This window comes from Streptomyces sp. NPDC046379, from assembly GCF_055587785.1.
The window spans coordinates 74,309-100,116 of sequence record NZ_JBVJFP010000005.1; the positions used below are offsets into that span (position 1 = coordinate 74,309).

General features: G+C 74.4%; 25 protein-coding genes and 1 pseudogene. 12 read left to right on the forward strand and 14 right to left on the reverse strand.

Translation table 11 applies throughout. The annotated features are described in order from the left end of the window. Window positions 1-98 precede the first annotated feature (98 nt). Both ACZ6KF_RS11170 and ACZ6KF_RS11175 read left to right on the forward strand, forming a co-directional pair. Complete coding sequence (locus ACZ6KF_RS11170; protein ID WP_301971175.1) at window positions 99-302, forward strand: MbtH family protein; 204 nt, start codon at window positions 99-101, stop codon at window positions 300-302. A gap of 178 nt (window positions 303-480) precedes the next feature. Continuing rightward, window positions 481-1,068 (forward strand): GNAT family N-acetyltransferase, encoded by a 588-nt coding sequence (locus ACZ6KF_RS11175; RefSeq protein ID WP_469238188.1) that lies wholly within the window; start codon window positions 481-483, stop codon window positions 1,066-1,068. 24 nt (window positions 1,069-1,092) lie between these two features. Here ACZ6KF_RS11175 and ACZ6KF_RS11180 read toward each other — a convergent pair whose 3' ends face one another. The 10 genes from ACZ6KF_RS11180 to ACZ6KF_RS11225 form a co-directional block, all read right to left on the reverse strand. After that, window positions 1,093-2,055, reverse strand: coding sequence for a YihY/virulence factor BrkB family protein (locus ACZ6KF_RS11180; protein WP_356634073.1), 963 nt, complete (start codon window positions 2,053-2,055; stop codon window positions 1,093-1,095). Between the two features lie 99 nt (window positions 2,056-2,154). Beyond that, window positions 2,155-2,964, reverse strand: coding sequence for an endo alpha-1,4 polygalactosaminidase (locus tag ACZ6KF_RS11185; protein ID WP_356634075.1), 810 nt, complete (start codon window positions 2,962-2,964; stop codon window positions 2,155-2,157). Continuing rightward, window positions 2,961-3,623, reverse strand: coding sequence for a spherulation-specific family 4 protein (locus ACZ6KF_RS11190; RefSeq protein WP_356634077.1), 663 nt, complete (start codon window positions 3,621-3,623; stop codon window positions 2,961-2,963). Before ACZ6KF_RS11190 ends, ACZ6KF_RS11185 begins: the two co-directional genes overlap by 4 nt. After that, window positions 3,620-4,522, reverse strand: coding sequence for an NAD-dependent epimerase/dehydratase family protein (locus ACZ6KF_RS11195; protein WP_469238190.1), 903 nt, complete (start codon window positions 4,520-4,522; stop codon window positions 3,620-3,622). The genes ACZ6KF_RS11190 and ACZ6KF_RS11195 overlap by 4 nt, the downstream gene beginning before the upstream one ends. Before the next feature lie 6 nt (window positions 4,523-4,528). Further along, window positions 4,529-5,242 (reverse strand): nucleotidyltransferase family protein, encoded by a 714-nt coding sequence (locus tag ACZ6KF_RS11200; RefSeq protein ID WP_356634081.1) that lies wholly within the window; start codon window positions 5,240-5,242, stop codon window positions 4,529-4,531. 32 nt (window positions 5,243-5,274) lie between these two features. Then, window positions 5,275-6,276, reverse strand: coding sequence for a GDP-mannose 4,6-dehydratase (locus ACZ6KF_RS11205; protein ID WP_469238192.1), 1,002 nt, complete (start codon window positions 6,274-6,276; stop codon window positions 5,275-5,277). A gap of 65 nt (window positions 6,277-6,341) precedes the next feature. After that, window positions 6,342-7,760, reverse strand: coding sequence for a hypothetical protein (locus tag ACZ6KF_RS11210; RefSeq protein ID WP_469157747.1), 1,419 nt, complete (start codon window positions 7,758-7,760; stop codon window positions 6,342-6,344). Beyond that, entirely contained in the window at window positions 7,757-9,271 is a 1,515-nt protein-coding gene (pelF, locus tag ACZ6KF_RS11215; protein ID WP_356634087.1) for a GT4 family glycosyltransferase PelF, read from the reverse strand. The genes ACZ6KF_RS11210 and pelF overlap by 4 nt, the downstream gene beginning before the upstream one ends. Window positions 9,272-9,360: 89 nt before the next feature. Next, on the reverse strand, window positions 9,361-11,493 hold the full coding sequence (locus ACZ6KF_RS11220; protein ID WP_469238194.1) for a hypothetical protein: 2,133 nt from the start codon (window positions 11,491-11,493) through the stop codon (window positions 9,361-9,363). Window positions 11,494-11,887: 394 nt separating this feature from the next. Next, a complete protein-coding gene (locus tag ACZ6KF_RS11225; RefSeq protein ID WP_356634091.1) occupies window positions 11,888-12,415 on the reverse strand; it encodes a hypothetical protein in 528 nt (175 codons plus the stop codon). A 411-nt stretch (window positions 12,416-12,826) separates the two neighbouring features. Here ACZ6KF_RS11225 and ACZ6KF_RS11230 point away from each other — a divergent pair, with 411 nt between their 5' ends. Together ACZ6KF_RS11230 and ACZ6KF_RS11235 are read left to right on the forward strand one after the other, a co-directional pair. After that, window positions 12,827-13,273: an Imm63 family immunity protein gene (locus tag ACZ6KF_RS11230; RefSeq protein ID WP_469157744.1), complete on the forward strand. Its 447-nt coding sequence runs from the start codon at window positions 12,827-12,829 to the stop codon at window positions 13,271-13,273. A gap of 262 nt (window positions 13,274-13,535) precedes the next feature. Then, entirely contained in the window at window positions 13,536-13,763 is a 228-nt protein-coding gene (locus tag ACZ6KF_RS11235) for a hypothetical protein (RefSeq protein WP_356634095.1), read from the forward strand. Between the two features lie 46 nt (window positions 13,764-13,809). Here the strand turns inward: ACZ6KF_RS11235 and ACZ6KF_RS11240 are convergent, their stop codons facing one another. After that, window positions 13,810-14,991, reverse strand: coding sequence for an amidohydrolase (locus tag ACZ6KF_RS11240; protein WP_469238196.1), 1,182 nt, complete (start codon window positions 14,989-14,991; stop codon window positions 13,810-13,812). A 133-nt stretch (window positions 14,992-15,124) separates the two neighbouring features. Here ACZ6KF_RS11240 and ACZ6KF_RS11245 point away from each other — a divergent pair, with 133 nt between their 5' ends. After that, window positions 15,125-16,588 carry an aminotransferase class I/II-fold pyridoxal phosphate-dependent enzyme gene (locus tag ACZ6KF_RS11245; protein ID WP_356634099.1) on the forward strand — a complete coding sequence of 488 codons (1,464 nt, stop codon included), beginning with the start codon at window positions 15,125-15,127 and terminating at the stop codon, window positions 16,586-16,588. 124 nt (window positions 16,589-16,712) lie between these two features. Here ACZ6KF_RS11245 and ACZ6KF_RS11250 read toward each other — a convergent pair whose 3' ends face one another. Next, window positions 16,713-17,618 carry a DUF2382 domain-containing protein gene (locus ACZ6KF_RS11250; RefSeq protein ID WP_469157741.1) on the reverse strand — a complete coding sequence of 302 codons (906 nt, stop codon included), beginning with the start codon at window positions 17,616-17,618 and terminating at the stop codon, window positions 16,713-16,715. 198 nt (window positions 17,619-17,816) lie between these two features. Between ACZ6KF_RS11250 and ACZ6KF_RS11255 the strand changes: the two genes are divergently transcribed. Next, window positions 17,817-17,972 carry a DUF6131 family protein gene (locus tag ACZ6KF_RS11255; RefSeq protein ID WP_356633823.1) on the forward strand — a complete coding sequence of 52 codons (156 nt, stop codon included), beginning with the start codon at window positions 17,817-17,819 and terminating at the stop codon, window positions 17,970-17,972. On the opposite strand, the gene ACZ6KF_RS11260 is transcribed toward ACZ6KF_RS11255, so the two are convergent. Next, the gene (locus ACZ6KF_RS11260) at window positions 17,963-18,463 is read right to left on the reverse strand and encodes a molybdenum cofactor biosysynthesis protein (protein ID WP_469238197.1); all 501 of its coding nucleotides are present in this window, start codon (window positions 18,461-18,463) and stop codon (window positions 17,963-17,965) included. The two genes, ACZ6KF_RS11255 and ACZ6KF_RS11260, sit on opposite strands and share 10 nt — an antisense overlap. 109 nt (window positions 18,464-18,572) lie before the next feature. On the opposite strand from ACZ6KF_RS11260, the gene ACZ6KF_RS11265 reads away from it, so the two are divergent. The 5 genes from ACZ6KF_RS11265 to ACZ6KF_RS11285 are packed head-to-tail and all read left to right on the forward strand — an operon-like array spanning window position 18,573 to window position 24,618. After that, complete coding sequence (locus tag ACZ6KF_RS11265; protein WP_356633819.1) at window positions 18,573-18,995, forward strand: hypothetical protein; 423 nt, start codon at window positions 18,573-18,575, stop codon at window positions 18,993-18,995. Window positions 18,996-18,998: 3 nt separating this feature from the next. Continuing rightward, window positions 18,999-21,500, forward strand: a complete 2,502-nt coding sequence (locus tag ACZ6KF_RS11270) for a caspase family protein (protein ID WP_469238199.1) — start codon at window positions 18,999-19,001, stop codon at window positions 21,498-21,500. A gap of 2 nt (window positions 21,501-21,502) precedes the next feature. Continuing rightward, window positions 21,503-22,864: an extracellular solute-binding protein gene (locus tag ACZ6KF_RS11275; protein WP_469238200.1), complete on the forward strand. Its 1,362-nt coding sequence runs from the start codon at window positions 21,503-21,505 to the stop codon at window positions 22,862-22,864. Window positions 22,865-22,901: 37 nt separating this feature from the next. Beyond that, the gene (locus tag ACZ6KF_RS11280; RefSeq protein ID WP_356633813.1) at window positions 22,902-24,002 is read left to right on the forward strand and encodes an AI-2E family transporter; all 1,101 of its coding nucleotides are present in this window, start codon (window positions 22,902-22,904) and stop codon (window positions 24,000-24,002) included. A gap of 43 nt (window positions 24,003-24,045) precedes the next feature. Further along, window positions 24,046-24,618 (forward strand): GNAT family N-acetyltransferase, encoded by a 573-nt coding sequence (locus ACZ6KF_RS11285; RefSeq protein WP_356633811.1) that lies wholly within the window; start codon window positions 24,046-24,048, stop codon window positions 24,616-24,618. A 24-nt stretch (window positions 24,619-24,642) separates the two neighbouring features. Here ACZ6KF_RS11285 and ACZ6KF_RS11290 read toward each other — a convergent pair. After that, window positions 24,643-24,920: pseudogene (locus tag ACZ6KF_RS11290) on the reverse strand (DUF779 domain-containing protein); the annotation flags it as partial. Window positions 24,921-25,055: 135 nt separating this feature from the next. Between ACZ6KF_RS11290 and ACZ6KF_RS11295 the strand changes: the two are divergent. Continuing rightward, window positions 25,056-25,673 (forward strand): TOPRIM nucleotidyl transferase/hydrolase domain-containing protein, encoded by a 618-nt coding sequence (locus tag ACZ6KF_RS11295; protein WP_469157735.1) that lies wholly within the window; start codon window positions 25,056-25,058, stop codon window positions 25,671-25,673. Window positions 25,674-25,808: the final 135 nt, after the last annotated feature.

A 25,808-nucleotide genomic window follows, 5' to 3' on the forward strand; every position in this document is an offset into this window, starting at 1 on the left:
CGCCCCGCCCCGCGGTCCGCGGGCCGCCCAGGGACCGCCCGCCACCGTACCGACCCGCACGACCGAACCCGACCCAGCAGAAAGCGAGATCCGGACCCATGGACGAGAACACCCGCTACCAGGTGCTGCGCAACGACGAGGAGCAGTACTCGCTGTGGCCCGTCGACGTCGAGGTGCCCGCCGGCTGGCAGCCGGTCGGCAAGGAGGGCACCGAGGCCGAGTGCTCCGCCTACGTCGACGAGGTCTGGACCGACATGCGCCCGCGCAGCCTGCGCGAGCGGATGGAGAACGCCGGGGCCTGACCCCGGCGCGCACGCCCGCAGGGACGGCCGGGGCGCGGCCAGCCGCCGCACCCCGGCCACCCGGCGCCCTCACCCCCGAGCCCACCGGCCCCCCACCTCTCCCGGTCCCCCCACGCTCTCCCGGCCCTCCCCAAGGCCACCCGCGCTACCCGAAACACCGGCGTCCGAGGAGACCGTCATGACACCCGTCCTGCACACCGAACGACTGGAATTCCGGCCCTACCGACCCGAGGACGAGGACGCCTTCGTGGGGCTCCTGCGCGACGAGGAGGTCTGCCGCTGGATGGGCCAGGAACGCGTGCCCGAGGCCGACATCCGCACGATCTTCCGCGCGATCCTCACCGTCGTCTATCCCGAGCGCAGGTTCGACGTGTGGGGCCTGTGGTCCAAGGGCGTCTACGTCGGCCACGCGGAGATCAAGAAGACCGGCAACGTCGACGGGCACGAACTGGTGACCGCCCTGCTCCCGGAGTACTGGGGCAAGGGCCTGGGCACCGAGGTGGTCCGCGGACTCCTCCGGCACGCCTCCGAGAACCTGGGGCTGACGGAGGTCTACGGGATGGTGGGCGCCGGGAACACCGCCAGCCTCGCCATGAGCCGCCGGCTGGGCTTCCGGCACCTGCGCGACGTGGTCGGCGACGACGGCTCGGTGACGAAGATGCTGGTGCTCTCCCTCGCCGACGCGGACCTCGCGGCAGCCCCCGCCCCCGACCACGCCGCCACTCCCGCCCCCGACCTCGCAGCCGCCGCCCGCGACGCCGACTGACGGTGTTCCGGCCGGGCGGCCCGGTCAGGCGCCCGGGCCGGGGTCGGGTCCCGCGGGGGACGCGACCCCGGCGCGCGCCGCCTCCAGCTGGGCGGCGAACGCGATGCCGAGGAACAGGGCCACGGCGGTGAGATAGGCCCACAGCAGCAGCGCCACGAACGCGGTCAGCGGGCCGTAGAGATCACCGAACGCCCCGCTCCGCTCGACGTACAGCGACAGCAGCCACGTCGCCGCCACCCACAGCAGCAGATGGACGCCGGATCCGAAGGCGAGCCAGGTGTACCCGGGCTGGTCGCGGCGCGGCGACCAGCGGAAGATGACCGCCGAGGCGACCCAGGCCAGCGCGAGCCCCAGGGGCACCTCCAGCACGTGCCACCAGCCCGGTCCGCCGCCCTCGCGCCCGGCGGTCCGCGCCACCGCGTCGCCGACCGCGTCCCCGGCTACCAGGACCATGAACCCGAGCGCCAGCGGCAGGCCCGCAGCGAACGCCAGGACCATCGCGCGGCCGTACTTGCGCGGGAAGGGGCGGTCGCGCTCGATGCCGTAGATGCGGTTGGCGCCGCGCTCGATCTGGCCCATCGCCGAGGCCAGGTTGAGCACGGCGAAGGCCAGGCCCAGCCACAGGGCGACCGTGCCCCACAGGCCGTGGTTCCCGCCGGATCCGCCGTCGAGGGCGTCCGCCACGACGTCGGCGCTCGCCCCCGGCACGATCCGGGCCAGCGTCAGCTCGATCGTCCGGCCCACGCTCTCGGTGTGCGCGGACGTCGCCAGGCCCACCAGCGCGATGGTGAACGGCACCAGCCCCAGCACCACCTGGAAGGCGAGCGCCCGCGCGTTGGTGAAGCCGTCCGCGTACCGGAACCGCACGAAGGCGTCGGTCAGCAGCCGCAGCCCGCCGTAGTGGCGCAGCGCGGCGAACGCCTCGTCGCCGGAGAGTTCTTCTCCGATCATGTCCCTGGTCTGCGGGACGTGGACGGCGGTTCCCATGGCGCGGACACGCTCCTCGGCAGTACGGCAGTCGCTGCGTTCGTCCCGTTCCCTCTGCCCCGCGGGCGGGGAAGGAACCACCCCGGACACCCGGTCGGGTCAGCAGGGACTGCGCCAGACCCCCAGGTCCGGCTTCTTGCGCATCGACGACAGGCCCAGCTCGCGCGCCATCGGGCAGAACCGTGCCGTCGGCTCGGCGTACTCCACGTGGAAGACCGCCTTGCCCGCCGCGACGAACGGTCCGAGCCGCCCGCACTCGTCGTACTGGGCGCACTCCTCGTTGACCGCGAAGTCGAAGTCGTCCAGCAGCTCCGGGATCTGCGCGAGGTCGTTCTTCAGGCCCACGGCGAGGCCGCGCTCGTGCGCGATGTCCGCGATCATGCGGTTGTAGCGGAGCTGGTCGCGGGCGGTCAGCGGGAAGCCGGTGTCATTGGCGTAGCCCTCGACGAGGTCCGGTTCCACCGCGTCGAAGCCCTTGTCCCGGCACATGTCGAAGCGGCGCTCCATCAGCGGCCGCAGCACCGACACCCGGCGGATGTCCAGCCAGCGCTCGCCGCGCCAGCCGTTGGGCCGGCCCAGCAGAGCCCGGGGGAAGTCGTCCCGGTCGGGGCGGAAGTCCTCCCAGGCGCCGACGTTGACGTAGCAGATGACCTTGCGGCCGTCGCGGTGCAGCCGGGCGACGTCGGCCGCGCCGTTCTCGAAGCCGTCGATGTCGTACACCGGGACGTCCACCGACGGGTCGACCCTGCCGTCGAGCTGCCACTGCCAGGCGAGCCCCGGCCGGGGCCGCCACACCGCGCCGTCCGCGCCACCGGAACCGCCCGGACCACCGGCCCCTTCCGACCCGCCGGAGCAGGAGACCAGCGCGGCGAGCAGGACCGGCACCACCGCCCGCGCCAGTCGCCTCATCGGTCCGCCTCCGTCAGCGCCGGCGTCAGCCGGGACCACGGGTTGGGCGGTTCCCCCGTCACCGGGCCGCACACCGCGGCGCCCCGCTCCCGCGCGGTGCGCACGGCGAGCGGCACCAGCGGCCCCGGCACCCCGTACACCAGATGGCACAGCCGTTCGGGCGACTGCCGCACCGCCCACGAGGGGCGGCTGAACGCCGACACGTACGTCGACCAGTGCCCCTCGAACGTGACCGTCAGATCGGCCAGCCGGACGTAACCCGGCGCCGGGTGCACGCCCGGGTTGAGCACGACGGTCGACGCGCCGAGCCGGCGCAGCGACCGCACCAGCCTGCGGCACGCCGGCAGCCCGTCCGGCGCGGCCGTCACCCGGTCCAGGAAGCAGCCGTCGGCCCCGTACCACTCCTGGTGCCGGCGCAGATCCGCGGCGGCCGCCGCCGGATCGCGCGCCCCGTAGTCGGTGTCGACGTAGCCGAGCAGCCGGGCGCCCGCCGACCGCAGCGCCCCGGCCGCGGCGACGAACGCCGGATCGGGGCCGTCGCCGGGACCGTTCGCGGGGTTGAGGACGACGGCGTAGGCGCGGTCGGCGCAGGTGATGAGCCGGTGCCAGGCGGCCGGGTCCTCGGCGGGATGGACGTACAGCGGAATCAGCAGGTTCACGGCGCCGGGGCCCCTCCGGCCGCCCACAGCGCCGCGAGCGACGCCTCCAGCGAGTGGACCGGCCGCCAGCCGAGGGCCTCGCGGGCGGCGGCGACGTCGGAGCACTGCCACGACACCCGCGCGGACCGCGCCGAGCCGCCCCCGCCCTCCTCCACGATCCGCCCCCGGAAACCGGCCACGTCCGCCAGCGTACGCACCAGCGCGCGCACCGGCACCGCCTCGCCGCCGCCGATGTTCAGCACCGGCGGCAGCGGCCCGGGCACGGTGGCCGCCAACCGCACCGCCCCCGCCACGTCCCGCACGTCGACGAAGTCCCGGTGCGCGGACAGGTCGCCCAGCCGCAGCCGGGCCTCCGGGTCCGGGCCGGCGTCCCGCAGCAGGGCGGCGACCCGGCCCGGCAGCCCCGTGGGCGGGGCCCCCGGACCCACCGGGTTCCCCACCCTCAGCACCACGGCGTCCAGCCCCGACGCCGTCACCGCGACCGTGCCCGCCAGCTTGGTCGCCCCGTACGGGCCGACCGGGCAGGTCGCCGCCGACTCCGTCACCCGGCTGCCGGGCTCGCCCGGCCCGTACTCGGCGGCCGACCCCAGATGCACCAGACGCGCTCCGGGCGCGGCCTCCAGCAGCGCCGCGCACAGTACGGCCGGCCCGCGGGCGTTGGCCTCCGCGAGGGTGACGGCGTCCCCGCCGGTCGCGCCCGCACAGTTGACGACCACGTCCGGCGCGGCCGACGCCAGTGCCTTCGCCACCGCGGGCGCCCGGTCGGCGGCGAGGTCGACGGTGACGTCGGCGGTGGACGAGCGGCCCCCGGCGAGCACCAGCGCGCCCGGCAGGGCCCGCAGCAGCCCGGCGACATGAGCGCCCAGATAGCCGGTGGCGCCGAGAACGAGGATGCGCATGCGTGCTCAGGCTCCCTTGAGCAGAAGCGACTTGCGGCTGGTGAACTCCGCGTTGGCCCGGTCGTAGTCGTCGGGCCGGCCGATGTCCAGCCAGTAGCCGTCGAACTCGTAGGCGTGCGGCGGCCGTTCGGCGGCGAGCAGGTCCAGCACCAGCTCGTCGAAGCCCAGCGGCAGCCCCGGAGTGTACCCGTCCAGGGTCGAGCGGGAGACGCCGTAGACGCCCATGGACACCCGGTAGTCGATGCTCGGCTTCTCGGTGAACGCCACGACCCGGCTCGCGTCCGTCGTCAGCACCCCGAAGTCGATGTGCACCGTGCGCGCGTAGGTGGCGATGGTCAGCGGCGCGTCCGAGTCCTCGTGCCGGCGCAGCACGTCGGCGTAGTCGAGGTCGGTGAGCACGTCGCCGTTCATCACCAGGAAGGTCTCCGGCAGCCGGTCGCGCAGGTTCAGCAGCGGGCCCATGGTGCCCAGCGGGTTCTCCTCGGTGGCGTAGTCGACGGTGATGCCCCACTGCGAGCCGTCGCCGACGTAGGCGCGGATGATCTCGCCGAGGTGGCCGATGGCGAGGGTGCAGTGGGTGAAGCCGGCCGTGGACAGCTGGCGCAGCACGATCTCCAGGATGGCGTGCTGGTCGCCGATGGGCACGAGCGGCTTGGGCAGCGCGGTGGTGTACGGCCGAAGCCGCACGCCCTTTCCTCCGGCCAGGATCACTGCGTGCATGGGGATACCTCCTGCGTGGCGTGCCGGACGGGTCAGATGTTGTAGATGCCGGTCTTGTAGCGGGCCAGGTTGGCCGGGTCGGAGAAGAACTCCACGGTCCGCGCGAGGCCCTGCTCCAGCGTGTGGCGCGGCTGCCAGCCGGTCGCCGCGGCCAGTCGGCTCGCGTCGGCCACCAGCCGCATCACCTCGGAGTTCGCGGGCCGCAGCCGCTCTGGGTCCTCGCGCACGTCGAGCGGGGTGTCCATGACCTTGCCGATCAGCGCGACCAGGTCGCCGACGGAGATCTCGGCGCCGGTCCCGGAGTTGAAGGTGCGCCCCACCACCTTCTCCGCCGGTGCCGTGCCGACGGCGAGGAACGCCTGCGCGGTGTCCTTCACATAGCTGAAGTCCCGGGTGGGGCGCAGGTCGCCGAGGGTGAGGGTGCGCTGCCCGGCGGCGACCTGGCCGATGACGGTGGGGATCACCGCGCGCATCGACTGGCGCGGGCCGAAGGTGTTGAACGGCCGCAGCGTCACCACGGGCGTGCCGAAACTGGCGTGGTAGCTGTCGGCGAGCCGGTCCCCGCCCGCCTTCGAAGCAGCATACGGGGACTGGGTGTTGATCGGGTGGTCCTCGGTGATGGGCACGGTCTGCGCGGTGCCGTACGTCTCGCTGGTCGAGGTGTGCACGAGGCGCGGGGTGCCGAGGGCGCGCACGGCCTCCAGCACGTTGAGGGTGCCGGTGACGTTGGTGTCGACGTAACTGTGCGGCGCCCGGTAGGAGTAGGGGATCGCGATGAGCGCGGCCAGGTGGTAGGCGCAGTCGGCGCCCTCCAGCAGGCCGCGCACCGAGCCGGGGTCGCGCACGTCGCCGAGGACGATCTCGACGTGGTCCAGGACGTCGGCGGACAGGGTCTCCAGCCAGCCGAAGGAGGAGAACGAGTTGTACTGGGCCATGGCTCTGACACGGTGGCCGGAGGCGACGAGCGCCTCGGTGAGGTGCGAGCCGATGAAGCCCTCGGCTCCGGTGACGGCGGCGAGCGGTGCGGAGGTCAACTCCTGGGTCCTTTCGTCGTGGTGAGGCGAGCCGGGGGTGCGCACCGAGGCGCGTGGCCCGGTGGTCAGGCGTGCGGGGAGGGTCTGCCGAGCAGCCGGACCGCGCAGCCGGCGAGACAGGCCGCGGCCGTGCCGCAGGCCAGCGGCAGTACGGCCGGGCCCGGCGGCAGATCGAGGCGCAGGACCGCGGCGGCGGCGCCCGCGGCGAGCAGGCACAGCACGGCCGGCGGCCAGGCCACGCCGAACGCCTGCAGCAGCAGGGCGGTCCACAGGGCCGCCGCGAGCAGCAGCAGCGCGGCCGGGTCGGAGTCGGTGAGCAGGGCGGGGACCAGCAGCGGGAGCAGGTAGGCGGTCAGACACAGCGCGAGGTTGCCGGCCGAGCGCAGCAGGAACCCGCGGGGCGTCGCGCTCACCCGCAGCGCGGCCACCGACCAGCCGCGGAAGCGGTACAGCAGCCACTCGGCCGGTCCCATGCTGACGGTCAGCGCGATCACCGCGTACGGGTGCCGCCGGCCCTCCAGCACCACGAGCACCGCCGCCGCCAGACCGAACAGGCCGTACGGAACGGAGGAGCCCAGGCGCGGCCGGGTTCCGCCGGGCGCGCCCGGGGCGGCGAGGCCGGCCCGCAGCACCCACCCGGCGGCGGCGAGCGTGGCCAGCAGCGCGAGCGCGGGCAGGGCCACCCGCGCCGGCGCACCCGGATCCCACCACGGCAGCACCGCCGCCCCGGCCACCAGCGGACTGAGCGCGGCCAGCAGCAGCCGCTCGCGGGCCAGCACCAGCAGCACTCCCGCCGCCGCCAGGTACAGCGACTGCGCGCCGGCCGCCCAGATCGCCGCGCCGCCCCCGGCGGGCAGCACCGCCAGGCCGGTGGCGACCGCCGCGCCCGCCGGGGCTCCGGCCAGCAGGGTGCGGGCGGCCTCCCTGCGCCCCGCCACCAGCCGCAGGTGCGCGCGGTGGCCGAGCGCCTGCCCCCAGGCCCAGGACGCGATGCCCGCGACGATCAGCACGGGGGCGTGCCGGTCGACGTCCCACAGCGGAGCGGTCAGCAGATGCGCCAGCGCCGGCAGCGCGAACAGCACCCCGCGCAGCAGACACCGCACCGTGTCCGGGCGCCACGGGTCCGGCGCCGCGGGCGGCTCGGGGAAGGTGCGCGGCACCCTCTCGTACAGCGCGGCGGCCAGGGAGAACAGATCGGGGTGCCCGTACCGGTCCCGGATCACCTCGGCGGACAGGCCCTCCGCCTCCAGCAGCGCGGCGACCTCGTAGGGGTGGACGGCGGGTCCGACGCGGTCGGCGAGTTCGACGGCGAGCGCGGTGACGGACTCCTCGTCGGGACCGCGCCGGGGCAGGCGGATGGCGAGGGCGGCGTCGTCCAGGGCCCAGCTCGGGCGGCGGCGGCGCGGCCGGCGAGGCCGGGCCAGGCGCAGGGCGAGGGTGTCCTGCTCGGCGCCGCCGGGTTCGAGGGACATCGGGCCGCTCATCCGGTGAGGCTCCCCGTGCCGCTGACCGCCGGGGCGGGCAGGACGACCCGCGGCGACGACCTCCGTGCGCGCAGGGGCAGTTCCCGGTAGATGGAGCGGAAGGTGTCGATGGTCTGGCGCAGGGTGAACTGCTCGACCACCCGCAGCCGGGCCGCCTCGCCCATCGCCCGGCGCCGCTGCGGGTCGCCGAGCAGTTCGAGGGCCGCGGCGGCCATCGCCCCCGGGTCGCGCGGCGGCACCACGAGCCCGGTGTCGCCGACGGCCTCCCGCACCCCGCCCACGTCGGTGGAGACGGTCGCCCGCCCGCACGACATCGCCTCGATCAGCGTGAACGGGAACCCCTCGCTGATGCTGGACAGCATCACGACGTTCCCGGCCGCGTAGGCGTCCCTGATGTCCTCGACCCGTCCCTCGAACGTCACCGCGTCGGCGTGCCCCAGCTCGGCGGCCAGCGCCTCGCAGCGCTCCCGGTACGCCTCCCCGCCGCGGGGCGTGCCGCCGAACAACCGCAGCCGCGCGCCGGGGAGTTCGGCCCGCACCAGGGCGAAGGCGCGGATGAGGGTCTCCAGGTCCTTGATCGGGTCGACCCGGCCGGCCCAGCTGAGCGTGAGGGTCTCCGGTTCGGGGCCGGCGGGCGGGAACGCGGCGGGGTCGACGCCGTTGTAGACGGTGCGGATCGACTCCGGGTCGGCGCCGCCCTGCTCCTCCCAGAGCCGGTTGTACCGGTTGCCCGGCGTGATCAGCGCCGCCCGGCGGTACGTTTCCTCGGCCAGCAGCCGGAAGAAGCCCAGGATCACCGCCTTGACCGGCCAGCGGTAGGGGGCCGTGCGGTAGCCGAGGTAGCGCTCGCGCAGATAGACGCCGTGCTCGGTCAGCAGCAACGGCACCCCGTGCCGGTCGAGGGCCGCGAGCCCGGGCAGTACGGCGACCCCGCCGCTGACGGCGTGCGCGACGCCGTCCTCGGGCGGGGGCGCGGCCAGCGGGCGCAGGGCGTGCTCCAGCAGCCCGGTCGCGGTGAGCGCGTCGTGCAGGGTCGGCGCCGCCTCGCGCACGGCCAGCCCCGGGCGGGTCCACACGGAGGTCAGCACGGCCGTGGCGGCGTCGCCGCGCAGAAAAGGGCTGAGGTGACCGTCCGCCGCCGCGTGCGCCAGGCAGTAGAGGGCGGGCGGGAAGCCGTCCTCGGCGCGGGGGTCGACCAGGGCGGTCAGGAAACGCTCGTAGGCGTCGGCGAGGCGCGCGCGGGCGGCCCGGCCGCGCGGCGGACGGCCCGGCGGTGCATCGCCCCACATCGGGACCGAGACGACCCGTGAGACGTGGCCCGGCAGGTCCCAGACGACGGGCTCCCGCCCGGTGCCGGTGACGGCGATGACGTCGAAGTCGACGTCGGGCATGCCGGTGACGAGCTGGTCGCACCAGACGCTCACGCCGCCGTGACTGTGGGGATAGGTGCCTTCGGTGAGCAGGGTGACGCGCGTCGCGCCGGAGGGTCGCGCGCCGTGCTGAACGTGCATGGGTGGGCTCCACGGCCTGGATGTGGGGTGGTCGTGCCGGTCCCGGCCGCCGTGCGGGGGCGGCCGGGACCGTGCTGCCGAAGCGCCGGTCAGCCGCCCGCGACGGGGGAGACCGGCTCGGCCACGCCCTGGGGCACCCGGGTCCCGGGCGCCGGGCCGGTGGCGTCCGCCACGACGCCCGGTGCGCCGGCCGGGGCCGGGGCGGCGGACTGCGGCAGGGTCAGCGTCAGGGCCGTGAGCGCCGGGGTGGCCCACCCGGAGCGCTCGCCCGCGTAGGCGCTGCCGAAGGGCAGGCCGGTCCGCGTGGTGCCCTCGGGCACGGTCACCGGGACCGCCACGCCGGACGGCGCGGTGACGGTGACGGTGTCGCCGACGCGGTAGGCGGTGACCTGTCCGTCGCGGAGGGCCGTGCGCCAGGCGGTGCGCCGCTGGAGTTCGACGCCGATGTCCTTCATCCGCAGGTTCACCACGGGGGTGTTGCCGGCGAAGAGCGCCGCGTAGCCGTCGAGGACGCCGTCGAGGACGGGGTAGGCGATGCGGTCCTCGGCCAGGTTCGACTGGTGGATGAAGTGCGGCTTGGGGTCGTTGGCGAGGACGTGGCCGAGCGCGATGCGCCGCTCCAGCGGCACGATGTGCTCGGTGTAGCCGGTGGCGGTGTCCAGCGGGGCCGGCAGACAGGTGGTCGTGGCCGGGTTGTCCTCGCAGATGCCGCTGCCGCCCTGGGCGCGGCTGGTGTAGATCCAGTTGTACTCGTCGACCTGGTCGGCCTGCCGTCCGGCGTTGTAGAAGATGTTCATCGGGTGGCGGGGGACCGTGGCGGCGGGGCCGACCCTGCGCTGGTCGGGGTCGCGGGAGTTGTCCGAGGCGAGCCAGCGGACGCCGTTGTCGCCCAGGGCGAGCGCCAGGTTGGGGTTGTCGGCCGGCTGCTGCGGCAGCACCCGCAGCCCGGAGTGCTCGCCGGTCACCAGCTCGCTCGTGTCCAGGGGCAGTCCGGAGACGAGGCCCCACACGGTGTTGCTCGCGATCTCGTCGGCGACGTCGTAGCGGCTGACCCACTTGGTGCTGCCGTCCGCGTTGGTCGCGCACCGCCAGGGCACGACCGTGGTGTCCTGTTGGCAGCCGAGGAAGGCGTGCGTGTAGGTGTGGTTGATCCAGCGGAACTCGCCCCGCTGGGCGAGGAACCTGTCGGTCAGCGGGTCCTGGCCGTTGTGGTCCTCGCGGTGGTCGACGCTGCCGGCGCCGTTGTAGGCCAGGTCCAGGGTGAAGTCGCGCTCGCGCTGCCAGTCGACGGCGTGGTCGACGTCCGCAGGGGTCATCCGGATCGGGTCGGGCGTGGCGTTCGGGTCGGTGCAGTCGACGTCGCCGGGGGTGCAGTTGAGCGTGGAGTTCCAGCGGTCGTCGGCGGCGAAGACGTCGTCGACGTGCACGGCGAAGTAGTTGCGGGAGGCGCCCAGGTGCACCCCGCCGGTCATCCACTCCACGATGCCGCGGGCCAGCAGCCGGAACTGCTGCTGGTACCGGTTGTAGACGAAGGTGACGACGAGTTCGCGCCGCCCGTCGTGCCGGTACTCGCCCACCAGCGAGCCCTTCTTGGTGGTCCCCGGGATCGTGGCCTGCACGTAGGGGGTGAAGTCGGCGCCGGCGACGGGGGTCGACAGGTACGCGTAACTCTCGCCCACGGTCGGTGAGTTGTCCTCGAAGGGCACCGGGCCGTCGAGGTAGTCGAAGGCGCCCGCGCGGCCGGCGTCGGTCACCTCGGCGCGGACGCCGTCGACGCTGCCGGAGTAGCCGCCGTGGATCGGGTACTGGAGCCCCGCCTCGGGCCTGGCGTAGGTGTAGGCGTCGACCTGCGGCACGTCGTAGGTCCGCTCGTACGCGGCGAGCGCGGCCATCTCGGCGGAGCCGGCCGGGAACGGGTTGTCGTTGGGCAGCACGACGGCCTGGAACCTGGCCCGTTGCCGCCCGTCCACGGTGTCCGCGAGGTAGCCGGCGTCGATGACCGGCCGGTCGGAGCGGGTGAGGTCGATCTCCGTGTACGGCGTTCCCGCGGCGTCCAGTTCGGCCGCGATGGCGTCGGTGGCCGGGCCGCCGTCGCTCACGACGAGGACCCGCAGATCGATGCGGGGGCCGGCGGCGTCGGCGTGGGCCGCCGTGGCCGGTATGCCGAGGGCGGCTATGAGCGCGCCCGCCGTGAGCAGGGTGGTGCCTATGGTCCGCTTCATGCGGTGCTGTCCCCTCCCAGGGCAGGGGTGAGCACTGCTCCGCTGGAGCGGACGCACCCCCTTGCGCGACGCCGGCTTCCCCCTCAGAGGCCAGTCGTCGACACATCCGTCGCGTCACATGGTGGATGGTCTGTGTAGCTTTTGCGGGCATGTCGCGAAACCTGACGGAAAAGCGCAGGTGTGCGACAGGGGTCCCTCTGCGGTGGTTTGGCCTGCGGCAGGGATTCGCCGATCCGCGCGGACGGCCCGGCCGGGGCCATGTCGCGCAGGTCGGAGGGGGAGGCGGGGCACCGGTGGACCGCCGGGTCCACCGGTGCGGCTGCCGTGGGTCCGGACGGGTTCGCCGCGGGATCCGTTGGCCGGTTTCAGGTCAATGTGGCGCCCGTACGGTGGCCTAGGCGCACAGGACGCGGGTCTGGGGCGAGTAGACCGGGCCGCCGCTGACGTTGGTGCTGTCGCTGAACTCGGCGTAGAAGTACGAGTAGAAGCCGATGTTGCCGTTGCAGCCGGAGTCGGCGGCGATCTGCAGCGTCAGCGTCACGGTGCGGCTCTGGCCGGGCGGGATGGGCGCGCCGTAGTTGGCGCCGAGGTCGGCCGGGCCGGTGCCGGAACAGGGGGTGCTGCCGGAGGCCGTGGCCAGGGTGCAGCCGGTGAAGGAGTACTTCAGGTCGGGTCGCTGGGTGGTCAGCCAGGTGGGGTCGATGGTCTGGTAGACGAACCAGACGTCGTAGGTCTTGTTGTTGGTGAGCGTCATCGACAGGTTCACCGTGCCGCCCGGCGTGGTCGTGGCGGCGTCGCTGGTGAACGTCAGTTCCGCGGGGGCGGGGTCGGCCGCGCTCGCGGAGGGCGCCAGGCCGAACACGGCGAGGATGAGGGCCAGGACGGCGGTGAGACCGAGACGTCTCGTCATGGGTGATCGCATGGCCCGGGAGGCTAGGCACCCGCCGCCCGCGGCGTCTGCCCCCGCGTCGGCGCCCTTCCCGGGGATCGACCGAAAGTGTGCGTGTTGTGAAGGTCGTACGGAGAAACCGTGACGCCATGTGCTTGTTCGTATACGTGCACGCCGGACGCGGTGCGGCGCCCCGCCCGTCGACGCGTCGGCGCCGAAACCCCGGATTGCGCGGCGCGCACGCTATTGGCGCGTACTGGATGCACCGAATGCCGCGCCAGGTACTCCTCGCCCGCTTCGCGGCGAAAGGTCTCGGCCAGGCATCGGTTTCCGGTCCGACCCCCGGCACCCGGAGACGAGCGACCCGATACCGTCCTCGGGCCGGCCCGCCCGTGGGGCCGGCCGGGAATCCGAGAACGGTTGCGAGGAACGGAGGGCGGGCCCATGGGCACGGACGACCCGGCCCGGACGCGGCGGCGCGTGGAGCACGAAGTGGCGCGGCTCGCCGGGCTCGTGGGCCTGCCGCAGGAGCGGTGGCCCGGCTTCGTCGACCGCGACGCGGGCTACCCGTTCCTGCGGATCGGGGACGCGGGGGAGTACCGCTACCTCGCGTACGAGCGCGGTCGGCTGCTCTTCGAACAGGTCACGTCCGACCTCGACGAACTGCTCTACTGGGCGTTCCGCGACGCCGCCCACGAGGCCGCCGGACGGTGGGCGAGCCGCAACCGGCTGGACGGCGAGCCCTTCCGGGTGACCCTGTGGCGGCGGCAGTTCGAGCTGCTGCACACCCTGCGCCCCGCGTGGGCGGGACGGCGGCGCGCGGAGCTGATCGCCTCGCTGCCGGACCGGGACGAGGGAATCGTCCCGCCGCTGCCGGGAGCCGACTGCTGAGGGACGGCGATCGTCCGGCGTGGCGTGGGTCGGGACGTCGGCGCCGTCGCGGGCGCCGTCTTCGGCGGAGGTCCGGCGCCCGGTCCGGGTCGGGCTCCCGGTCCGGGGCCGGTCCGCGCAGGTCCGGCGTCCGGTGCCGGGCCGGTCTCCGGCATCGGGCCGGACGCCCCCCTGGGAAGACCGACGTACCCGCCGCGTGCCGTTTCCGGGGACCGGGTCACGGGAACCCGGAGCAGCCCGAACCGCGACGAGAGGCACCGACATGACCGGCGGGAACGACCAGAGCGGCGACCGCTACGACAGGGCGCGCGACCCCGAGGAACCGGGCGCGCACTCGGGCGGGGAGAGCCAGGCCCAGGAGCGCTCCGTGCCCGGCACGGCGAGTGCCCGGGAGGGCTACCAGCCCGACCGCGGCACCGTGGCGGGCGACCCCCTGGAGGGTGTCGAGGCCGAGGAGTCCGCGCCCGGCACGGACGACACGGACCGCTGAGGGCCTGCCGCAGCCCGGCGCGCGCTGAGTACCGTCGGGCTGCGACTCAGCCCTGCGACGCGTGACCCGCCCACGCCTGCCCGCGCAGGTCCGCGTCGAGCAGCACGTCCGCCGCCGTGCACGCCAGCGCGCCGGCCGCGGCGGTGAGCACCGTCCGGGCCCGCTCGGAGGCGGCGGCCTCGGCGAACGCGGGGGTGTGGTCGGAGCCGTCCTCGCCCATGATCGCCACGAACGGGTGGACGGCCGGCACCAGCGTGCTGACGTTGCCGATGTCCGACGACCCCAGCTGGACGCCCGGCTCCGGCTCCGTCAGCTCGATTCCCGACCGGGACAGGTGCGCGGCGAACCGGGCCGACAGGACCCCGCTGTCCCGGAAGTGCTCGTAGCGCACCGTGGCCCGCTCGACCTCCGCCCGTGTCCCCGTGGCGAGGGCGACGCCCTCCGCGCAGGTGCGCAGCCGCCCCGCCAGGTCCTCCAGCGCCCCGGTGGTCGCCGCCCGCAGCCCGAACAGGCCCTCCGCGTACGCCGGGACGATGTTGGTGGCCGTGCCCCCGTGCGTGACGATGCCCTGCACGTGCGACGCCTCCGGCAACCGTCGGCTCAGCCCGCCCAGCACGTTGAACAGCTCGATCAGCGCGCCGAGCGCGTCGATCCCCTCGGTCGGGTTGCCCGTGGGATGCGCCGCCCGGCCGTGGAAGCCGACCCGGTACTGCACCTGCGCGGTCAGCGGGGCCCGCCGCCAGTTGTGCACGCCGGGATGGAACATCAGCGCCGCGTCCACGCCGTCGAACACCCCGGCCCGAGCCTCCAGCGCCTTCCCGCCGCCGCCCTCCTCGGCCGGGGTTCCCACCGCGAGCACGGACCCCGCGTCGCAGGCCGGCACCGAGCGCAGCGCCAGTGCCGCGCCGAGGCCCGCCGCCGCGATGAGGTTGTGCCCGCACGCGTGCCCGAGGCCGGGCAGGGCGTCGTACTCGAGCAGCAGTGCCACCGCGGGACGCCCGTTCCCCGTACGGGCGGTGAACGCGGTCGCCATCCCGGCCACCCCGCGCTCCACGGCGAACCCCGCACGTTCCAGCTCGCCCGTGAGCAGTGCGGCGGCCCGGTGCTCGGCGAAGGCGTACTCGGGGTCGGCGTGCAGCCGCAGCGCCACGTCCCACAGCGCGCCGGCCCGTGCGGCCACGGCCGTGCGGAGCGCCTCGTGGACGGGTGCGAGGTCGGTGCGGGTCACTCGGTCTCCTCCGGTGGGGCGACGTGTGCGTCCCCGGGTGCCACCGTCCGGGCGGTGCCACACCCCCCGGGGTTTCGAGTGCCGTGCCGGTGCAACACGATCGGTGTACCTGGACGTCCGGCTGGGAGGAACGATGGACCACTCGCGCGTGCCTGTGCTGGAGGCGCTTCAGGAATTCCGGCGCCGAGGAGACGTGGTCTTCGGGCCGCCGGGGCACAAGCAGGGCCGCGGGGTGGATCCCCGGGTGGCCGAGATCGTCGGGCTCGACGTGTTCCGCTCGGACGTGCTCTCCCTCAACGGCCTCGACGACCGCCGCCAGTCGCAGAACGTGCTCGGGCAGGCCCAGGAACTGATGGCCGACGCGGTCGGCGCGGACCAGGCGTTCTTCTCCACCTGCGGCAGCTCCCTGTCGGTCAAGACGGCGATGCTGGCCGTCGCGGGGCCGGGGGAGAAGCTGCTGCTGTCCCGCAACGCGCACAAATCCGTGATCGCGGCCGTCGTCGTCAACGGCGTGGAGCCCATCTGGGTCCACCCGAAGTTCGACACCGAGCGGCACATCGCCCATCCGCCCGAGCCCGACGACGTACGCCGCCGCCTGGAGGAACACCCGGACGCCAAGGGCATGCTGCTGATCACCCCCACCGACTGGGGGACCTGCGCGGACATCGGCGGCGTGGCGCGGGTGTGCCACGAGTTCGACGTCCCGCTGATCGTGGACGAGGCCTGGGGCGCCCACCTGCCCTTCCACCCCGGCCTGCCCGCCTGGGGCATGGACGCCGAGGCGGACCTGGTAGTCACCAGTGTCCACAAGATGGGCGGCGCGATCGAGCAGAGCTCCGTCTTCCACCTCCAGTACGACCGGGTCTCCCCCGAGGCGCTCAAGCAGCGGGAGGACCTGCTGGGCACGACCAGCGCGTCGTCCCTGGTGTACGCGACTCTCGACGGCTGGCGCCGCCAGATGGTCGAACACGGGCACGACCTGCTGGACGCGGCCCTGCACCGGGCGGAGCGGATCCGCGCGGCGGCCGGCGAGCTGCCCGGGCTGCGGCCGATGGGCGGGGAGGTCGTCGAGGAGGGCCTCGCCGCGGCGTTCGACCCGCTGAAGCTGGTGATCGACGTCCGGGAGCTGGGCATCAGCGGCATGCAGGCGGCCGAGTGGCTGCGCGCCCACCGGCACGTCGACGTCGGCGGCTCCGACACCTGCCGCATCAGCGCCTCGATCACCCACGCCGACGACGACGAGACCGAGAAGGTGCTCGTCGACGCGCTGCGCGCGCTGGTCGAGGGCGCCGACTCCATCGAGCGGCAGCCGCCGGTCCACCTGCCCGACCCGAAGGCGCTGGAACTGGAGCAGGCGCTGCTGCCCCGCGACGCGTTCTTCGCCGAGGCCGAGCACGTGCCCGCCGAGCGCGCCGCGGGCCGCATCGCCGCCGAGACGATCAGCCCCTATCCGCCGGGCGTGCCGGTGGTGGCCCCCGGCGAGGTGATCAACGAGGACGTCGTCGAGTACCTGCGCAGCGGCGTCGACCACGGCGTCCTCATCCCGGACGCCGCCGACCCGTCGGTCCGGACGCTGCGGGTGGTGGCCCGCCACTGACCGAGGCTCGGCCCAGGCGGCGTCGTCCGCCCCCGGCGAGGACGCGGCCCCGGCGAGGACGCGTGCGGCGGCCCGCCCCGCGCGGTCGCGGGACGGGCCGCCGCACGCGGGGGCCCCGCCGCGGTCACTTGCCGGGCCCCTCCTCCTTCTCGACGCCCTCGACGTCGATGCGCTCCTTGCGGACCTGGCCGCGCACCGTCTCCTGGTCGGCGTGCTCCTCGGTCGTCATGCGCACCCGCTCCACCGGGACCGTCTCCGTCTGCGCCACGGGCCGCTCCTCGTGCAGGACGACCTCGTGCTCGGCCTCGGAGATCTCAGGGCCCGACATGGCCGCGTCGCGGTTGGCGTCCGTGATGGGCTCGCGCTCGACGCGGACCTCCTCGCGCTTGACCGGAACGGTCTGCTGCACCTCCTCGGTGACGACGTACTTGCGCAGCCGCGCCCGGCCGGTCTCCTGCCGCTCGACGCCGACGCGCAGCTGCTCCTCCGAGCGCGTCATCGCGTCGTCCCGGCCGACACCGCCTCCGGCGCCGCGCATCCGGGCCGTCTCGTCGTCGGCGACACCGCGTCGGCGGGTCGTCTCGTCGCCCGCGGTGCCGGCCATCCCCGCGGTGCCGGCGGCCATGCCCGCGGCGCCCGCCGTACCGCCGCCGGCGCCCTCGTGGGCCCAGCCGCCCTCGCCGGGCTCGTTGGCCTGCTGCCAGGCGTCGTCCCAGCGGATGCCGTAGTACTCGTAGAGGCGGTGCTCCTCGTCGACGGAGAGATGGCCGCCCGCGTCGACGTCGACGTGGGGCGCGTCCTTGATGGTGTTCTTCGGGTAGGGCACCTCCAGATGGTCTTCCACGATCGAGGCGTCGCGGATCGGCACGAACGACTCGCTCGTGCCGAGCAGGCCGGTCTTCACGGTGGCCCACTCGGGCATGCCCGTGGCGTCGTCGAGGAAGACGTGTTTGGCCTCGCCGACCTTGTTGCCCTCGGCGTCGTACACGGGGTGATCGAGTACGGCGGGGATCTGCTCGCGGGTGATCACTGATCTCGTCCTCTCTCTCGCTGCTGGGGCTCGCCCTGTCCGACTCACCACCGCATAAGCGGCGAAACCGGATGAAGAGTGGCAAGCGGGATAAGTGAGGCATTAGGGACGAGTGACCGGCAAGGGCGACCCGGGTGCTTCCCCGGGGTATGCCGGGGTACTCGGAGAGGCAGCCCTACTCCCTCTCAGGAGGCAACCATGCTCCTCCTCGGCGTCATCCTTCTTGTCATCGGACTGATCACCGGGATATCGATCCTGTGGACGATCGGACTCATCCTGGTCGTCGTCGGCGCCATCCTGTGGATCGCGGGCTCCATGGGCCACGCGGTCGCCGGCCGCCGCCACTATTGGTGACCCTGAACCACCCGGAACACGGCCCTGCCCAGGCCGAGCACACCGTCGGACTCGGGCGTGCACCGCACGCCGCCCCCGCCGCGCAGCGCCCGCTGCGCGCCCGGTCCGACGGTGACGTCCATCCAGGCGCAGGGCCGCGCCGGGCGGTTGACCCGGAACGTCACCGGGCCGCAACCGCTGTCCAGGGTGATCACCGCTCCCACGAACGCGTCGATGTCGACGCCGCGCAGCAGAATGTTGCGGCGCGTCGCCCGCAGATCGACGTCCGGGTCGACGGCCGTGGGCAGGTTCTCCTCGGACATGATCGTCACCGCGGCGTCCCGGTGGGCCGCCCGGCCGAAGTAGCGGTCGCCGACCAGTCCGAGACCGCGGCGCACCCGCACCTGCGTCACCCGCTCGTCCGCCGGCCCCGGCGCGGGCCCGTCCGCCGGACGCCCCGCGAAACGGTGGTCCGCGGACACCAGCAGCTGCACGACCTCCACCTCCGCCATGGCGTCCACCATACGGCGACGCCTCGCACGTGTTTTCCCGGCGGCGATCTCTCCCCGAGGCTGTTCGAACCCTCCCCACCACGCAACTGGGCTGCCATGATGGTGAGTTATGGCTGACGGGGATGATGTGGCAGTCCGGGGCGTGTGCGTACGACTGCACGGTGAAACGGCCACCGAGAGCGATGTGGGCGCCCTGCGCAGTTGGCTGGAGCGCGAACAGGCGCTCGACGAACTGGTCCGCTCGGGACGGTTGCAGCTGCAGGAACGGAGCCGTACGGACGATCCCGAGCCGGGGAGCCCGATGGGCGTCGGCATGGAGATCTTCGCCGCGGTCGTCGGAGGCGTCACCTCCGTCGTCGTCCGGGACCTCCTGGACGCGATCGGACGGGCGGCGCAGGCATGGCGGGACAACCGCAGGGGAGTGGAGGAAGGAGAACCGCCCGAGGTCAGGCTGGAGTCGGTCGGGGAGGACGAACCGGAGGGGACCGCGGGCCCGGAGAACGATCCGCCCGCTGCCCGCGCCGACGGGTGACGCATGAGCACGGACAAGCCAGTGACCCGGTTCGACCCCCGTGGGCGCAGGAACCGGGCACTGCTGGTCGGGGTGTCCGAGTACGACTTCGCCGGGATGCCGCGCGGTGTCAGCGGAGACCTCCCGGCCGTCAAGCACAACGTGAACCGGCTCCGCGAGGCGCTCCGGGGCGGTGAGGTGTTCCGCGAGCGCCAGATCGTCGTCGAGCGCTCCCCGTCCAGGGACGAGTTCGAAAGATCCCTGCGCAAGGCCGTCGCCAAGGCCAGGGGCGTGCTGCTGCTCTACTTCGCCGGGCACGGCGCCCTCCCGAGCGCGGGCGACGAGCTGTACCTGCAGATGCGCGACGCCGGCGTGATCCCCGGCCGGCAGGCCCTCTTCGAGGGCGCGGCGCCCTTCAGCGAGGTGCTCGACGAGCTGGCGAAGAGCCGGGCCCGGCAGATCGTGGTGGTCCTCGACTGCTGCTTCGCGGGCAACGCCGCCTGGATCTGGGAGAAGCTCCCCAGGAAACGGAACGTCCTGCTGCTGATGAGCGTGCAGGCCAACCACCTCATCGACGCGGGCCCCGGCGACACGCCGACGCCGTTCACCGAGGAACTGGTACGGAGCCTGGAACGGGACGGCGCCCTGGGCTTCGCCGGCCTGGCGGACGACGTACGGGCCCGGATGACCGCCCGCGGCCTGCACACCCTGCGCAAGCCCCCCGAACCCTGGGAACCCCAGCGCCGCGGCGAGCCCGACCAGGACGTCCTGCTGTCGGCGCGCGGGCAGCCCCACCGCCACTGCCCGCTCGCCCGGCGGCGACCCCGGCGCGTGGTCGCCACCGGGCTGCTCACCCTCCTGGTGCTCGCCCTGGGACTCGGCCTCGGCGTCCACGGCCTGGTCGCCGCGCTGCGGCCCCCGGCCTGCGCGCCGCCCACCGAACTGCGCGTGCTCACCGACCCCGACCTCGAGCGCACCGTGCGCGCCGCGGCCGACGAGTTCCTGACGTCGGACGAGAACCGCGACGGCGACTGTCGGCGCAGCGGCATCACCGTCTACGGCGCGGGCGCCGCCGACACGGTCACCGCCCTGCGCAAGCACACCGGCGCCTGGCAGGAACCCCGCCACGAGGGGCCCAACCCGCAGCGCGACATCGGCCCGCAGCCCGACGTGTGGATCCCCGCGTCCCCCGCCGACGCCGCCCGGGTCGCCGCCGGCCAGGACACGGACGCCGTGGCCGCGGTGGAGGCCGACCAGACGCCCTTCGCCTACTCCCCGGTCGTGCTGGCCGTGCCCGAGGACCTCTCCGCCCAGTCCTGGAACGACCGCACCGGAGCCCCCCTCGCCCGTATGATCGCCCAGCTGAAGGCGCGCCGCCCCGACGCCCGGATCTGGCGGCCGGACCCCGAGTTCACCGCCGCGGGCCTGCTGGCCACCATCGGCCTGCAGCGCTCCGCCACCGGCGGGGACCGCGACCCCGCCCAGGCGGAGCGCGACCTCGTGCCCGGCGTGCCCGCGCCCACCGCCGCCGGCCTGCTGTGCACGCTGCCCGACGACGACGCCGCGGACGACGCCGGCGCCGCCCTGGTCCCCGAGTTCCTGATGCGCAGCGGCGTCGGCTGCGACGCCGAACGGCGGGTGCCCAGGACGGCCCAGTACCCCGGCGACGTGCCCGGCTACGAGCCGGTGTTCGTGCGCGTCCGCTGGCACGGCGGCGACCGCGACGCGAGCGCCCGCGACGACGCCGCGGACCGGTTCCGCGCCTGGCTCAACGACGGCGGGGGCCGGTCCGCGTTCGCCCGCGACGGCTTCCGCGCGGCCACCGGACACCGGCCGCTCCTGGACGCGGACCACGTGGCCGAAGGGGTGCTGCCCGCGCCGTCCCGGCTGGTGGAGTCCGCCGGGCGCAGGGCGATGGACACGGCGCTGGAGCGGTACCGCGGCGCCAACGGGCCGGGCCGGGTGCTCTTCCTGCTGGACAGCTCCGGCTCGATGGGCGACGTGTGGAAGGGGCCGAGCGGCGGCCCGGGCCTGCTGAAACAGTCCCTGGTCGGGCTCGGCCCGGCGGACGAGTACGGCGTGTGGGGCGTGTCGGGCCTCGGCGAGCGGTCGTACGAGATGCTGCTCGCCTTCGGCAGCCGCGCCCGCAACGACGCCGAGCGCACCATCGACGAACGGGCCCGCGTCCGCGACGCCCAGGCCGATCCGCACGCCGCGCTGATCGACGCGCTCCAGTTCATGAACGACCGGGGAGCGGCCGACGACCGGCCCCAGCTGATCGTCTACATCACCGACGACGAGGACGCGAACCGGCTGACCGGCGGCAACCTGGACGACGTGCTGGCCACCGCCCGCGCCGTGAAGGTGCCGGTCGCCATGGTGTCCCTGACGAGCGGCGGCTGCGCCTCCGACAAACCGGACGCGCAGATCTCCGCCGCGTCCGGCGGCCGGTGCGTCGACGCCGACGACGACGTGGGCGCCGTCCTGCACGACGAGGTGGCCCGCACCGGAACGGGGGAGGAGTGAGGATGCGACGGGTCGCGGCCCTGCTGGCCCTGCTCATGGCGGCGGCCTGCACCGGCGGCGGGAACGAGGGCGCGACGCCGAGCCCGTCCCCGGAGCAGCCCGGCGAGATCGTGGTCGTCAGCGGCCGGGACGTCACCGGCAAGAACGGCATCCGCCAGCAGCTGATCGACGAATGGAACGCCCGCCAGGAACGCGCCGGCAGCGGCTACAGCGCCCGGCTGGTCGAGCTGCCCGGCAGCGCCGACGAGCAGCGCAGCCAGCTCCTCGGCGCCCTGCAGTCCGGGGGCGCCGCCTACGACGTCGTCAACCTGGACGTCACCTGGGTGCCGGAGTTCGCCGAGGCCGGGCTGATCCGTCCCCTCGACGAGGACCTCGTCGACGGCGACGTCATCGGGTCCGTGGCCCGCACGGCGTGGTGGGACGACCGGCTCTACGCGGTGCCGTTCAACAGCGACGTCGGTCTCCTCTACTACCGGCGCGACCATCTGGAACAGGCCCGCGTGGAACGCACCGACCTCCGCCGCAGCGACTGGGACCAGCTCCGCCGGCTGATCGACCACGTCCACGACCACCGCCCGGAAGGGTACGAGAAGGGCTGGACGACCCAGCTCGACGCCTACGAGGGCCGCACGGTCAACGCCGTCGAGGCCTTCACCAGCGCCGTGCCCGGGCTGCGGCTCACCGACGAGGACGGCCGCTACAGCGCCGACGCCGACGAACTCGCCCCGGGCATCGCCGAACTGCGCCGCCGCACCGACGACCTCTACACCCTCCCCGACGCCCACGGCTCCGACGAGGCCCGCTCCCTCAACGACTTCGCCGCCGGCCGCACCACGTTCCTGCGGCAGTGGCCGTACGCCTACCGCACCCTGCACCAGACCTTCGACCCGCGGCAGCTCGGCGTCGCCCCGTTGCCCGGCCGGGCCGTCCTCGGCGGCCAGAACCTCGCCGTGACCGACGTGTCCCACCGGCCCCGCATGGCGGCCGACCTGATCCGCTTCCTCACCGGCGAGGAGAGCGAACGCTGCCTGCTCGACGCCGGGTTCGCCGCGACCCGTACGTCCGCCTACGAGGACCCCGGCCTCCGCTGCCCCCTCGGCGCGGGTTCCCCCTCCGCCTCGCCCACCGGCGAGAGCACCGACCGGATGCCGCGCGAGGCGAGGACCGGCCGGCCCGCCTATGCCCGATCCGTCCTCCTGCCCGCCCTGCGCGACGCCGTGCTGCGTCCCCGCACCCCCTTGTACGGCGCGTTCACCCAGACGTTCACCGCCCAGCTCGGCGCGCTGTTCGCCGACGACCCGCCCGGCGACTCCGAGTTGGCCGAACGGCTGGACGACGCCCTGCGCCGGGCGCTGGGGGACTGAGGGCGGCGCCCCACGGTGATCCACATAAGGTGGCCCCATGCCTGCCACGCTGAGTTCCACCAAGACCCGCGCCGCGCTGCGCGTTTCGGCGCGCGTTTCCGGTGAGTTGCTGCTGATCCTCCTCATGCTCACGGTGACCATGTGGGTCCTGGGCCGTATGTGGCCGGTCGTCTGGCCGCTCATAGTCGGCCTGTTCATCACCACGCTGACCTGGCCCGTGGCCCGCTTCCTGCGCCGCCACGGCTGGCCGCCCGCGCTGGCCGCGGCGACCGTGACCGTGCTGTTCCTGCTGGCCGCCGCCGGGGTCGTCGCGCTGATCGCGGTGCCGGTGGCCTCCCAGTCCGGGGAGCTGACCGACGGCGTGGTCGAGGGCATCCAGCGGCTGCGCGAGTGGGCCGCCGGGCCGCCGCTCAACATCGGCGACGACCAGATCAGCGACGCCTTCGACACTGCGGTGGAGCGCGCCCAGAAGGGCCTCGGCTCGATGGTCACCGCCATCGTCAGCGGGGTGAGCACGGTGGTCAACGGCATCGTCACCGCCGTGCTGGCGCTGTTCCTGATGTTCTTCTTCCTCAAGGACGGCCCCCGTTTCCTGCCCTGGCTCTCCCGCCAGCTCCCCGGCCGGCTCGCCACCGACGTCCCGGCGGTCGCCGCCCGCAGCTGGGACACCCTCGGCGCGTTCGTCCGCTCCCAGGCGATCGTCGGCCTGCTCGACGCCGTCCTGATCGGCCTCGGCCTGTGGGCCCTCGACGTCCCGCTGGTGCTGCCGCTGGCGGTGCTGACCTTCGTGTCCGCGTTCGTACCGATCGTCGGCGCCCTGTTCGCCGGCTTCGTCGCGGTGCTGATCGCGCTGGTGTACAACGGCCCGACGGACGCGCTGATCGTGCTGGCGATCATCGTGGCGGTGCAGCAGCTGGAGGGCAATGTCTTCCAGCCCATCATCCAGAGCCGGGGGCTCGGCCTGCACGCCGCGGTGATCCTGCTCGCCGTGACCCTGGGCGGCAGCCTGGCAGGCATCGTCGGCAGCCTGCTCGCCGTGCCCGTCGCCGCGCAGATCGCGGTGATCTGGAACTACGTGCGCGAGCAGCTGAGCGAACCGCCGGCCGAGCCGGACAGCGGCGCCACCGTCGTTCCGTAGCGGACGGCCTGCGGGCCGCGGGCCGGGCTGACATCGTGGCCGTATGACCATCGATGTCCGCCCGGCCTCCGTCTTCGAGGACGTCCGCGCCGTCCTCGGCCCCAAGTCGCCCGGGGCCAACGTGTGCTGGTGCCTGAGCTACCGCATCCCCTCCCGGCTCAACAACGAGTTGCGCGGCCCCGCCCGCGGCGAGTACGTCGCCGGACTGTGCCGCGCCGACCCGCCGCCCGGCGTGCTGGCCTATGACGGCGACGAACCGGTCGGCTGGGCCGCCGTGGCGCCCCGCGCGGACACGTCCTTCGCCCGCAACCGCAAGATCCCGCACGTGGACGACCTGCCGGTGTGGTCGCTGTGGTGCATCCGGGTCCGTCCCGGCCACCGCAAGCAGGGCGTTTCGCACGCCCTCATCGCCGGCGCCGTCGACTTCGCCCGCGCCCACGGCGCCCCGGCGGTCGAGGCGTACCCGCTGGACAACGGCGACGCCCGGGTCGACCTGACCATGGCGTACGCCGGTCTGCGCAAGAACTTCGAACGCGCCGGCTTCGTCCACGCCGCCGACACCACCTCGGTGCTGGCCGGCCACCCCCGCGTCCTGATGCGCCTCGACCTGCGCTGATCCGCGGCACCCGCGACCGAGTCCTCAGCCGGCCGTCGGGTCCGCGCCGGTCGGCAGCGGGGGCTCCGCCTCGACGCGTGCCAGCCCCTCGTCCGTCAGCAGCCGGGAGCGGAGCAGGAAGCGCACGCCCTCCGGGGCCTCCAGGGAGAACCCGCTGCTCCGGCCGGGCACCACGTCGACGGTGAGGTGGGTCTGCGACCAGTACGCGTACTGGTCGCCGCTCATCCAGAACGGGGCGTCCCCGGCCACCCGGCCCAGCAGGACGCCGCGGCGCCGACCCGGAATGCACCGCGGGGGTAGCACCGGCCTCATCACACGCCGTTGCCGGCTTCCCCAGGGCCCCGGCCCCGGGGAGGCACGGGAAGATGCCCTCGCCGGTGTCCGGCGGCGGCGGAAATTGCCTACCGCCGGGGCCGCGGACGGCGCAGACTCGTGCCATGGCAGACATGGGGGCTTTCCGGGACGCGGTCACCGCGTGGGCGGCCGGCGGTTCCGGTGACCCCGCACGCGAGCTGGCGGAGCGGTTGTCCGTCCGGGCGGTGGTCCTGCTGGAAGGGCCGAGTGACGTCGCGGCGGTCGACGCGCTGGCCGAAGGACGCGGCCGGGACCTGGAGGCCGAGGGCGTCTGCGTCCTGGCGATGGGCGGCGCGATGAGCGTCGGCCGCTTCGCCGACCTCCTCGGGCCGCGCGGCCTCGGCCTGCGCCTGACCGGCCTGTGCGACGAGCGGGAGCGGCCCTACTACGCCCGCGCCCTGGACGGGGCGGGCGCCGGCCGGCAGGGGTACTTCGTCTGCGCGGCGGACCTGGAGGACGAGCTGATCCGCGCCCTCGGCGTGACACGGGTGACGGAACTCGTCCGGGCGGAGGGCGAGCTGCGCCCCCTGCGGACCTTCCTGCGCCAGCCCGCTCAGCAGGGCCGCCCGCCCGAACAGCAGCTGCGGCGCTTCTTCGGCACGAAGAAGGGACGCAAGATCCGCTACGGCCGCGTCCTCGTCGAGGCCCTCGACCCCGCCCGCGTCCCCGCCCCGCTGGACGACCTGCTCGCCGTCCTCTGACGCGCCGGCCGACGCCACGGGCCGCCGGCCCGGTGCGGCTCGGCCTGCGACCACGGGCTCCCTGCGGCCGGGCAGGACGACGTGATCGCGCAGGACGACCATGTGAACGCTTCACCCGCGCCCCGAGCACCCGAC

Coding starts and splice junctions, on each gene's coding strand:
- ACZ6KF_RS11185 (WP_356634075.1), bottom strand. CDS start 2,964: ATGAGGCGACTGGCGCGGGCGGTGGTGCCGGTCCTGCTCGCCGCGCTG.
- ACZ6KF_RS11195 (WP_469238190.1), bottom strand. CDS start 4,522: ATGCGCATCCTCGTTCTCGGCGCCACCGGCTATCTGGGCGCTCATGTC.
- ACZ6KF_RS11265 (WP_356633819.1), top strand. CDS start 18,573: ATGGCTGACGGGGATGATGTGGCAGTCCGGGGCGTGTGCGTACGACTG.
- ACZ6KF_RS11260 (WP_469238197.1), bottom strand. CDS start 18,463: ATGGCGGAGGTGGAGGTCGTGCAGCTGCTGGTGTCCGCGGACCACCGT.
- ACZ6KF_RS11295 (WP_469157735.1), top strand. CDS start 25,056: ATGGCAGACATGGGGGCTTTCCGGGACGCGGTCACCGCGTGGGCGGCC.
- ACZ6KF_RS11255 (WP_356633823.1), top strand. CDS start 17,817: ATGCTCCTCCTCGGCGTCATCCTTCTTGTCATCGGACTGATCACCGGG.
- ACZ6KF_RS11270 (WP_469238199.1), top strand. CDS start 18,999: ATGAGCACGGACAAGCCAGTGACCCGGTTCGACCCCCGTGGGCGCAGG.
- ACZ6KF_RS11245 (WP_356634099.1), top strand. CDS start 15,125: ATGGACCACTCGCGCGTGCCTGTGCTGGAGGCGCTTCAGGAATTCCGG.
- ACZ6KF_RS11210 (WP_469157747.1), bottom strand. CDS start 7,760: ATGAGCGGCCCGATGTCCCTCGAACCCGGCGGCGCCGAGCAGGACACC.
- ACZ6KF_RS11175 (WP_469238188.1), top strand. CDS start 481: ATGACACCCGTCCTGCACACCGAACGACTGGAATTCCGGCCCTACCGA.
- ACZ6KF_RS11280 (WP_356633813.1), top strand. CDS start 22,902: ATGCCTGCCACGCTGAGTTCCACCAAGACCCGCGCCGCGCTGCGCGTT.
- ACZ6KF_RS11180 (WP_356634073.1), bottom strand. CDS start 2,055: ATGGGAACCGCCGTCCACGTCCCGCAGACCAGGGACATGATCGGAGAA.
- ACZ6KF_RS11275 (WP_469238200.1), top strand. CDS start 21,503: ATGCGACGGGTCGCGGCCCTGCTGGCCCTGCTCATGGCGGCGGCCTGC.
- ACZ6KF_RS11235 (WP_356634095.1), top strand. CDS start 13,536: ATGACCGGCGGGAACGACCAGAGCGGCGACCGCTACGACAGGGCGCGC.
- ACZ6KF_RS11170 (WP_301971175.1), top strand. CDS start 99: ATGGACGAGAACACCCGCTACCAGGTGCTGCGCAACGACGAGGAGCAG.
- ACZ6KF_RS11200 (WP_356634081.1), bottom strand. CDS start 5,242: ATGCACGCAGTGATCCTGGCCGGAGGAAAGGGCGTGCGGCTTCGGCCG.
- ACZ6KF_RS11230 (WP_469157744.1), top strand. CDS start 12,827: ATGGGCACGGACGACCCGGCCCGGACGCGGCGGCGCGTGGAGCACGAA.
- ACZ6KF_RS11285 (WP_356633811.1), top strand. CDS start 24,046: ATGACCATCGATGTCCGCCCGGCCTCCGTCTTCGAGGACGTCCGCGCC.
- ACZ6KF_RS11225 (WP_356634091.1), bottom strand. CDS start 12,415: ATGCGATCACCCATGACGAGACGTCTCGGTCTCACCGCCGTCCTGGCC.
- pelF (WP_356634087.1), bottom strand. CDS start 9,271: ATGCACGTTCAGCACGGCGCGCGACCCTCCGGCGCGACGCGCGTCACC.
- ACZ6KF_RS11220 (WP_469238194.1), bottom strand. CDS start 11,493: ATGAAGCGGACCATAGGCACCACCCTGCTCACGGCGGGCGCGCTCATA.